Genomic DNA, 8,735 nt, shown 5'->3' on the forward strand with positions numbered 1-8,735 from the left:
AAGCCCCCGGCCCGCACCCGGGCACGGGTCCGGGGCGGAGCCCCGGCCGCGGCGGAGCCGCGCATCAGATGCTGCGGGAAGGGGCGGGGCTGGGGAAAAGCCCGCCGCACCCGGCAACGCACCCGCACCCAAAAAGCCCTACCCTCCGGGAAGTACGCACGCGCACTTGAACGAGGGCCCGATGAAGATCGAATTCTTGCTGCACAACGCCTACGGCATCGGCGGCACCATCCGCTCGACCGTCAACCTCGCCGCCGCCCTTGCCGAGAGGCATGACGTGCGCATCGTCAGCGTCAACCGCCCCGTGGACGAACCCGAGCTCACCATCGACCCCCGGGTGCGCCTCACCCCCCTGGTCGACCTGCGCGAGGGTGCCGACAGCGACGAGTACGAGGCCCCGCTCAACCAGCAGCCCAGCGAGATCTTCCGGGACGAGCGGATCGACAACGGCCGGATGGCGGCGACCGCCCTCACCGACGAGCGCGTGGCCGCGCACCTCGCCGCCACCGACGCCGACGTCGTCATCGCCACCCGCCCCAAGCTCATCGGCTACCTCGCGAAGTACGGCGGCGACCGCTTCCTGCGGCTCGGCCAGGAGCACCTCACCCACGAGGCGCACGTCCCCGAGCTGCACGCCGTGATGGACCCGGCGATCGCCGCGCTCGACGCCTTCGCCACCGTCTCCGAGGCCGACGCGGGGCACTACCGCGAGGCGCTCCCCGACGCCCACGCGCGCATCCTCTCCATCCCCAACGCCGTTCCGGCGCCCGTCGCCGAGCCCTCCGACGGCACGTCCCGGACGATCGTCTCGGCGGGCCGCCTCGTCGCGGTGAAGCGCTACGACCGCCTCGTCGCCGCCTTCGCGAAGGTCGCCGCCGAGCGCCCCGACTGGAACCTGCGGATCTACGGCCGCGGCCCCGCCAAGGCCAAGCTGCGCAAGCAGATCGAGGAGCTCGGGCTCTACGAGCGCGTCACGCTCATGGGCGCCCGCTCGCCCATCGAGACCGAGTGGTCGAAGGGCGCCGTCGCCGCCGTCGCCTCCGACGCCGAGTCCTTCGGCATGACCATCGTCGAGGCCATGCACGCCGGGCTGCCGGTCATCGCCACCGACTGCCCCTACGGCCCGCGCGAGATCCTCACCGACGGTACCGACGGCATCCTCGTCCCGCTCGACGACTCCGACGCCGTCGACGCCTACGCCGAGGCGCTCCTGAAGCTCACCGGCGACGCCGGCCTGCGCCGGAGCCTCGGCGCGGCGGCCCGCGAGACCGCCCACCGCTACGAGCCGTCCCGGATCGCGCGGCGCTACGAGGAGCTCTTCGAGGAACTCCGCCCCGGCTCCACCGCGCCCGAGCCGGAGAAGCCGGAGAAGGGCGGCTTCCTGCGCGGCCTCTTCGGCGGCAAGGCCAAGCAGCCGGCGGCCGCCGCCCCCGCGCCGCGGGGCGACATCGCCAACCCCGAGGCCCGCTGCGCCGTCGAGGCCGACGGCTCCCTGACCGTACGGCTGCGCCCGGAGCAGCTCACCTCCGCCGACACCCACGTCCTGCTCCGCCACCGCGGCAGCAAGGGCAAGGAGGCCGTGCGCGTGCCGCTGGCCGCCGACGGCACGGCCCGGATCGAGCGCGCCGCGCACACCATGTCCGAGGGGCGCTGGGACATCTACGTCGAGCGGTCCGGGGACAAGTCCCGGCGCCGCCTGGCCGCGGCGCTCGTCGAGCAGAAGGCGCTCCTCGGTCTGCCGCTCGCGGTCACCGGCGCCGGGGTGGCGGCCTGGGTGCCGTACGGGACGAGCGACGGCTTCCTCGCCGTCCGCACCTGGCTGCGCGAGCGGCACGCCGAGGCCACCGGGGTGTGCGTCGGCGACGACGGGATCGCCGTCACCGTCTCGCTCCACGGCGCGCCCCTGGGCGACGGCGCCGAACTCGTCGCCCGGCTCCGCCACGGCGACGGCGCGGCCGGCGACGTCCGGGTGCCTCTGGAGGACGGCACCGGCGTCCTCCCCTACGAGCCGATGCGGAAACGCATCGCCGACGAACAGGACCTGTGGGACCTGTGGGCGCGCCCCGCTTCCGGCGCGTCCCTCGTACGCGTCGGCCGCGTCGAGGGCGACTTCGCCGACCGCAAGGGCATCGACACGTTCCCGGCGGCGGCGCGGGGCGAGGTACGGCTGCGGCCGTACTTCACGGTGACGAACGATCTGACGATCACGGTCAAGGACGCGTCCGCGGCTGACGCCGCGTAGCGGCTGTGGGCGCGGGTCCATTGCCGCCAGACGCGGGCTGATTTCAGCCCGTCCGGCGTTTGAGGACGCGCCCGCAGGGCGCTCCCGCCGCAGGCGGCAACCGGCCCGCAGTCGGGGGTCTGGGGCACGAGCCCCAGTTCGGGAAGGGGCGGGGCTGGGGAAAAAGAAAGGCGCGCGCAGCCCCATGCGCAAGTACGGACGACGGCAGGAGCCGCCACCCCCCACAGGAGAGGCTCCCACCGTCGTCCGGTGCGGACCCTGGTGGGGCCCGCACTACCTACAGCGCCGCGGCCCGTAAATCCGTCACACTGTCATACCGGTGAGGTGGGGGCCGTTTCTGGACGAGGCCGGGCCCCTGCCCGTAACGTGCGGGTCCGCGCCCGAGGCGGCGCCGCTCTCCCGTTCGGTCCCGGTGGCCGGGGAACCGGGGGGTATCGATTGAGTCCGGCCACGTCCCCAGGGGGTCTGAGAAATGTATCCGTGCGGTCGATGCCGCGCTGCCGCCGTCGGTCCGGACGGCCGCTGCGCCGCCTGCGGCGCGTACCAGCAGCAGCCGGCCCCGCCGATGGGGATGCCGCCGGCGCCGCCGTATCCGTACGCCGCCGCGATGCCCGTCGGTGCCGCGGACCTGCGGCGCGGTCTGCGGATCGCGCTCAGCGTGCTGCTGTCGGTGTGCGTGGTGGTCCTGCTGTTCGTCTTCTGGGCGCGCGTGGAGCAGCGCTCGGCGATCCAGGCCGTCATCGACGACGGCGTCAGCGGCAGCGTGGTGGACGACGCCAACAGCGCGGACAGCTTCGTCCTCGGGACGCAGCTGGTCTACTTCCTGGCGCTCGCCGCGACCTCCGCGCTGTGGGCCGTGTGGTTCCGGCGGGCGCGGCTCAACGCCGAGCTCTTCGCCCCGGGTACGCACCGCATGGGCACCGGCTGGGCGGCGGGCGCGTGGTTCACGCCCGTGGTCAACCTCTGGTTCCCCAAGCAGATCGTCAACGACATCTACCGGGCCAGCGCCCCGGCCGGCCCGCAGAGCGCGCCCAAGGGACTGCTGAACACCTGGTGGTGCCTGTGGATCGGCTCGTTCGCCCTGAACACGATCGCGTCCGTCACGGCCGCCACCGCCAGCGCCCGGCTCCGGACGCACGGCTATGACGGCTCCACCTGGGAGAGCGATGTCGACACCCTGAAGTCCGCCGCCAACCTCTCGTCCTTCGCCGCCCTGCTGACGGCGGCCGCGGGCGTCCTCGCGATCTTCGTGGTGCGGCAGCTGGCGCGGCTCCAGGAGCAGCGCGCCCTCATGGGCCCCGCGCCGATGGGTCCGATGGGACCCATGGGGCCAGTGGCGCCGATGGGCCCGATGGGCGTGCCGATGGCGGGTCCGGCGGCCGGTCCGGTGCCCGGGATGCCGTACGGCGCCCCGGCCTATCCGCCCGCGCAGCCCGGTCCGGCGGCGGGCGGCTGGGGCGGCCCACCGCAGAATCCTTACGGCAACGGCCCGGCCGGCCACTGAGCCGAGGATTCTCCCAGTGGGGCAGGATGAGGGTGTGCAGGGGGACGACACTGAGCTGACCGCCGCGGTGCGCGCGGCGCAGAGCGGGGACGAGACGGCGTTCCGCACCGTCTACCGAACGGTCCATCCCCGCCTGCTCGGCTATCTGCGCACCCTCGTCGGGGACGCCGAGGCGGAGGACGTGGCATCCGAGGCGTGGCTCCAGATCGCCCGCGATCTGCAGCGGTTCACCGGGGACGCGGACCGCTTCCGCGGCTGGGCGGCACGGATCGCCCGCAACCGCGCGCTCGACCACATACGGATGCGCGGCCGGCGCCCGGCCATCGGCGGCGACGAGAGCGAACTCGCGGGCCGCGCGGCCGACGCGGACACCGCCGGGGAGGCCCTGGAGTCGCTCGGCACGGACCACACCTTCGCGCTCATAGCCCAGCTGCCGCAGGACCAGGCGGAGGCCGTCGTGCTGCGGGTGGTCGTCGGGCTCGACGCCAAGAGCGCCGCCGGGGTCCTCGGCAAGCGGCCGGGCGCGGTCCGTACCGCCGCCCACCGGGGCCTGCGGCGGCTCGCCGAACTGGTGACGGCGCCCGACGCCCTCCCCGGGCAGCGGCAGGCACAACCGTCACACACCGGAGCGAATGCTTCTGCCGGTGTGACGCAATTGCGTACGCGGACGCAGAAGGACATGTGATGGCCGACGACCACCGCCACGACTGGCTGGATGACGACGCCGTGGAGCGTCTGCTCGCGCCTGCGCAGTCGCCTTCGGCGGGCCCGGAGGCGGAGCTGCGGCTGGCGGCGCTCCTGCGTTCCCTGGCCCCGGAGCCGGCCCGGCCGGACCACGCCCTGCCGGGCGAGGAGGCGGCCCTGGCGGCGTTCCGCACGGCACGCGCGGAACGGACGCGCGAGGCGCACGCCTTCGCGGAGGAGGCCGCGCCCGCGACGGCGCCCGGCGAGCACGCCTCGGCCGCGCGGCCGGACGTGTCGGGCGCGCCGGGCGCGGGCCACGGTCTCGCGGCCGCACCGAAGGCCGCACACGGGCTCATACCCGGCTCTCCCGTAGTTGACGGAGCGTCAGGTGTGAGCGCGCGCTCCCTCGCCGACGCGGCGGGCTCCACTCCTCCTACGCCTCCTACGCGCGTCAACCACCGCGCCCCGGTCGTCCGCATCGGCGTGGCCGACAAGGCGCGGGGCCTGTTCGGCCGGTGGCGGCCCGTGAAGGTCGCCCTCGCCATGACCGTCGCCGGGTGCGCGCTGGGCGGGGTCGCCGTCGCCGCAGGTACGGGCGTGCTCTCGGCGCCCTTCGGCCGTACGGCCGGTGAGCCCGAGACCAGCGCCAGCGTCTCCGCCCTCGACGACACCGGCATGGAGACGCCGCTGCCCCCGTCCGGCAGGCCCAGCGCCTCGCCGTCGCCCGGCGGCAAGGGCGGCGACTCCCGCAGGAGCGGCGCGCCGCACGCCCCGGCGCCGACCGGCGGCGGTGCCACCGCCGGGCACGGCGGCAAGGAGGACGGACCCGGGGGCACCCCCTCGGCGTCGCCCGGCCACGACGGCGGCCAGGACCGCGACGGCGACGACGCCGACCCCGCCAAGGGCGGCACGGTCTGGGCCGCCCGGCTCTGCCGCGACTTCCTCGCCGCGCAGCAGCGCAGCGGCCAGGACGTCGACGAGCACGACCTCCGCGACCTGGAGCGCTTCGCGGGTGCCGGCAGCGCGGACGCCCTGCGCGAGTACTGCGAGCGCCACGCGGCGGACGGCGCCGGCAAGGGCGTCACCAGTGGCGGCGACCAGGGCGGGAACGACACCAAGGGCGGCGACGGCAAGAGCGACGGCCACCGCGGCCGGTCCGTTCCGATCGTCCCGTCCGTCCTCGGCACCTCCCCGCTCCTGCTCTCGAAGGCGCTCCCGGACCCGCTCGCCGCCCCGCTCCGTCCCCTGCTGTGACGATTGCTGTGACGATTACTGTGACGTTTTTCGCGCCGGCGGCGCTGTAGGAAGTGTGCCGACTGGTCATCGGCCGCGCACGAGCCGGAGTTCCCCCCATACCGTCGGCTCGGCGCACCGGCGCGGGCGGGGCTCTTCCCCCGGCTCTGCCCGCGCCCCCCCACACCCCGCCCCACATCCCACTGCGCCGCCGTCACCCCACGCGCCGCGCCGGTGCTGCCCCTTCGCCGTCCGGCGGAGCATCCTGTACGTACCTGTAAGGACACCGCACGGCCTGACGAGCAGCGGGAGGCGGCACCCATGGCGCGCGAGCCGGAGAGCAGCAGCACGCGGTCGACCGAGTCCGGACTCCCCGTCGAGGCGGTCTACGGCCCCGACGCCCTCACCGGCTGGGATCCCGCCGAGCGGCTCGGCGCCCCCGGCGCCTACCCCTTCACGCGCGGCGTCCACCCCACGATGTACACCGGCCGCCCCTGGACGATGCGGCAGTACGCGGGGTTCGGCACCGCCGCCGAGTCCAACGCCCGCTACCGGCGGCTCATCGAGCACGGCACCATGGGCCTGTCCGTCGCCTTCGACCTGCCCACGCAGATGGGCCACGACTCCGACTCGCCCCTGGCGAGCGGCGAGGTCGGCAAGGTCGGGGTCGCGATCGACTCGGTCGAGGACATGCGGGTGCTCTTCGACGGCATCCCGCTCGACAAGGTCTCCACGTCGATGACCATCAACGCGCCCGCCGCGCCGCTCCTGCTGCTGTACGAGCTGGTGGCCGAGGAGCAGGGCGTGCCGGCCGGGCGCCTCACCGGCACCGTGCAGAACGACATCCTCAAGGAGTACATCGCCCGCGGCACGTACATCTTCCCGCCGCAGCCGTCGCTGCGGCTCGTCGCGGACACCTTCCGCTACTGCGGGGAGGCGCTGCCCCGGTGGAACACGATCTCGATCTCCGGCTATCACATGGCCGAGGCCGGTGCCTCGCCCGTGCAGGAGATCGCGTTCACGCTGGCCGACGGCATCGAGTACGTCCGCACCGCCGTCGCCGCGGGTCTGGACGTCGACGCGTTCGCGCCCCGGCTGTCGTTCTTCTTCGTCGCGCGGACCACGTTCCTGGAGGAGGTCGCGAAGTTCCGCGCGGCGCGGCGGATCTGGGCGCGGGTGATGCGCGAGGAGTTCGGCGCGCGCGACCCCAAGTCGCTGATGCTGCGCTTCCACACGCAGACCGCGGGCGTCCAGCTGACCGCGCAGCAGCCGGAGCTCAATCTCGTACGGGTCGCCGTGCAGGGCCTGGCGGCGGTGCTCGGCGGCACCCAGTCGCTGCACACCAACGCCTTCGACGAGGCCATCGCCCTGCCCACCGACAAGTCCGCCCGGCTGGCCCTGCGCACCCAGCAGGTCCTGGCCCACGAGACGGACGTGACCGCCACGGTCGACCCCTTCGCCGGCAGTTACGCGGTGGAGTCGCTCACCGACACGGTCGAGGCGGCGGCGCTCGACCTCATGCGGCGGGTGGCGGACCGGGGCGGGGCGGTCGCCGCCATCGAGGAGGGCTTCCAGAAGGCCGAGATCGAACGCAACGCGTACCGCATCGCCCAGGAGACCGACAGCGGCGAGCGCGTCGTCGTCGGCGTCAACCGCTACCGGCTGGACGAGGAGGAGCCGTACGAGCCGCTCCGCGTCGACCCCGCGATCGAGGCGCAGCAGGTGGAGCGCTTGCGGCGGCTGCGCGCCGCCCGCGACACGCGGGCGGTGGAGGACGCCCTGGCCCGCCTGAAGGAGGCGGCCGCGGGCACGGACAACGTCCTGCCTCCCATGAAGACCGCGCTCAGGGAGCGGGCGACGGTGGGGGAGGTGTGCGGGGCGCTGCGGGAGGTGTGGGGGACGTACGTGCCGAGCGAGTCCTTCTGATCTTTCCGACCCTCCTGACTCCTCCTGACCCTCTTGACCCTCCTGACCCTTCTGCGCGGACCGGGGACCAGCGCCCGTCGGGTGAGGGAAAATGGCCGGATGTCCTCTCCGCGCCGCACGTGCCCCGTCTGCTCCCGGGAGATCGCCGTCGTCGGCGGTCGCTTCGCCCGCCACGACCCCCCGGGCCGCCGCGCCTCGTACGACCTCATCTCCTGCCCCGGCTCCCGCCGCTCGGCCCCCCTCCTCTCCACGGAACCCCGCCTCTTCGACCCGGAGGAACCGGACATGGAGGGGCAGGGGCAGCTGTTCTGAGGCGTGGTGCGGGGCGGAGCCGGAGGGGATACGGCCCTTGTGCGATCGAGGCGTCACGACGGGTACGAGTGACCAGGAGAACAGCGTGACCGGAGCCGTGGATCCGCAGACCTACGCACGCATGCGGCGGATCGCCGAGGAGCTCCGGCCCGTCGCCGAACGCATGCCGGGGGCGTGGGCGGTCGAGATCGGGGCGGCGGGGGTCGTCGTCATGACGAGCCCGGTCAAGCGGCACGAGGCGATCGCCACCCGCGTCGTGCGGCAGCTCAACGCCCAGTTGGTGACCACGCATCCCGGTCAGGACGTCGTCGCCCAGTCCGGTGCCGAGGTGCCCTTCGGCCCGTGGACCGTCGACACGACGGACTTCAAGCGCTACGCCGACGTCTGACGCGCCGGCCGCACCCCCTCAGCGCAGCTTCGAGCGGCTGCCCTCCGGGCGGGAGGCCGGGCGGGGGCGATGTCGGGGGTGGGCCGTGGCGGGCGTGGGGGTCTTGGCCGTCCACGTCTTCGCCTGGGACCAGGCGGCCTTGGCACAGAGCGCCTGGAGCTGCCGGGGCAACTGCGCGACGGCCCGCCGGCAGGCCGCCTCACCGCAGTGGAGCGGGGAGGCGGTCAGGCCCAGGTGCGGGTACGCCATGCTCTTGGGCGGCATATAGACGCACCCGCAGGCCACGCAGGTGAACACGGGACGCATCGGTTCGGCTTGCTCGGATGGCACGAGAACCTCTTCCCTGTCGGGGGCTAAGGGGTGTCTGATGGATCTCCGTGGGGAAGGAGCGGCGTCCGGTGCGTGCTCTCGGCGTGCCGGCCGGAAGCCCTCGTACTGGGCGTACT

The 8,735-nt window shown here is 74.2% G+C and carries 8 protein-coding genes; 7 read left to right on the plus strand and 1 reads right to left on the minus strand.

What is annotated here, in order from left to right:
- Positions 1–181: 181 nt before the first annotated feature.
- The 7 genes from AB0435_RS33410 (at position 182) to AB0435_RS33440 (ending at position 8,289) form a co-directional block, all read left to right on the plus strand.
- Complete coding sequence (locus AB0435_RS33410) at positions 182–2,242, plus strand: glycosyltransferase (RefSeq protein WP_366428664.1); 2,061 nt, start codon at positions 182–184, stop codon at positions 2,240–2,242.
- Between the two features lie 607 nt (positions 2,243–2,849).
- Positions 2,850–3,746: a DUF4328 domain-containing protein gene (locus AB0435_RS33415; RefSeq protein WP_366428665.1), complete on the plus strand. Its 897-nt coding sequence runs from the start codon at positions 2,850–2,852 to the stop codon at positions 3,744–3,746.
- A 34-nt stretch (positions 3,747–3,780) separates the two neighbouring features.
- Positions 3,781–4,431: an RNA polymerase sigma factor gene (locus AB0435_RS33420; protein ID WP_366008425.1), complete on the plus strand. Its 651-nt coding sequence runs from the start codon at positions 3,781–3,783 to the stop codon at positions 4,429–4,431.
- Positions 4,431–5,684: a hypothetical protein gene (locus AB0435_RS33425; RefSeq protein ID WP_366428666.1), complete on the plus strand. Its 1,254-nt coding sequence runs from the start codon at positions 4,431–4,433 to the stop codon at positions 5,682–5,684. Before AB0435_RS33420 ends, AB0435_RS33425 begins: the two co-directional genes overlap by 1 nt.
- Before the next feature lie 300 nt (positions 5,685–5,984).
- Positions 5,985–7,589, plus strand: coding sequence for a methylmalonyl-CoA mutase family protein (locus AB0435_RS33430; protein ID WP_366428667.1), 1,605 nt, complete (start codon positions 5,985–5,987; stop codon positions 7,587–7,589).
- A gap of 99 nt (positions 7,590–7,688) precedes the next feature.
- Positions 7,689–7,901 carry a hypothetical protein gene (locus AB0435_RS33435; protein WP_366008420.1) on the plus strand — a complete coding sequence of 71 codons (213 nt, stop codon included), beginning with the start codon at positions 7,689–7,691 and terminating at the stop codon, positions 7,899–7,901.
- A gap of 85 nt (positions 7,902–7,986) precedes the next feature.
- A complete protein-coding gene (locus AB0435_RS33440) occupies positions 7,987–8,289 on the plus strand; it encodes a hypothetical protein (RefSeq protein WP_366428668.1) in 303 nt (100 codons plus the stop codon).
- A gap of 18 nt (positions 8,290–8,307) precedes the next feature.
- Here the strand turns inward: AB0435_RS33440 and AB0435_RS33445 are convergent, their stop codons facing one another.
- Positions 8,308–8,619 carry a hypothetical protein gene (locus AB0435_RS33445; protein WP_366428669.1) on the minus strand — a complete coding sequence of 104 codons (312 nt, stop codon included), beginning with the start codon at positions 8,617–8,619 and terminating at the stop codon, positions 8,308–8,310.
- Positions 8,620–8,735 lie beyond the last annotated feature (116 nt).

This window comes from Streptomyces sp. NPDC051173, assembly GCF_040689515.1.
Lineage (GTDB): Bacteria > Actinomycetota > Actinomycetes > Streptomycetales > Streptomycetaceae > Streptomyces.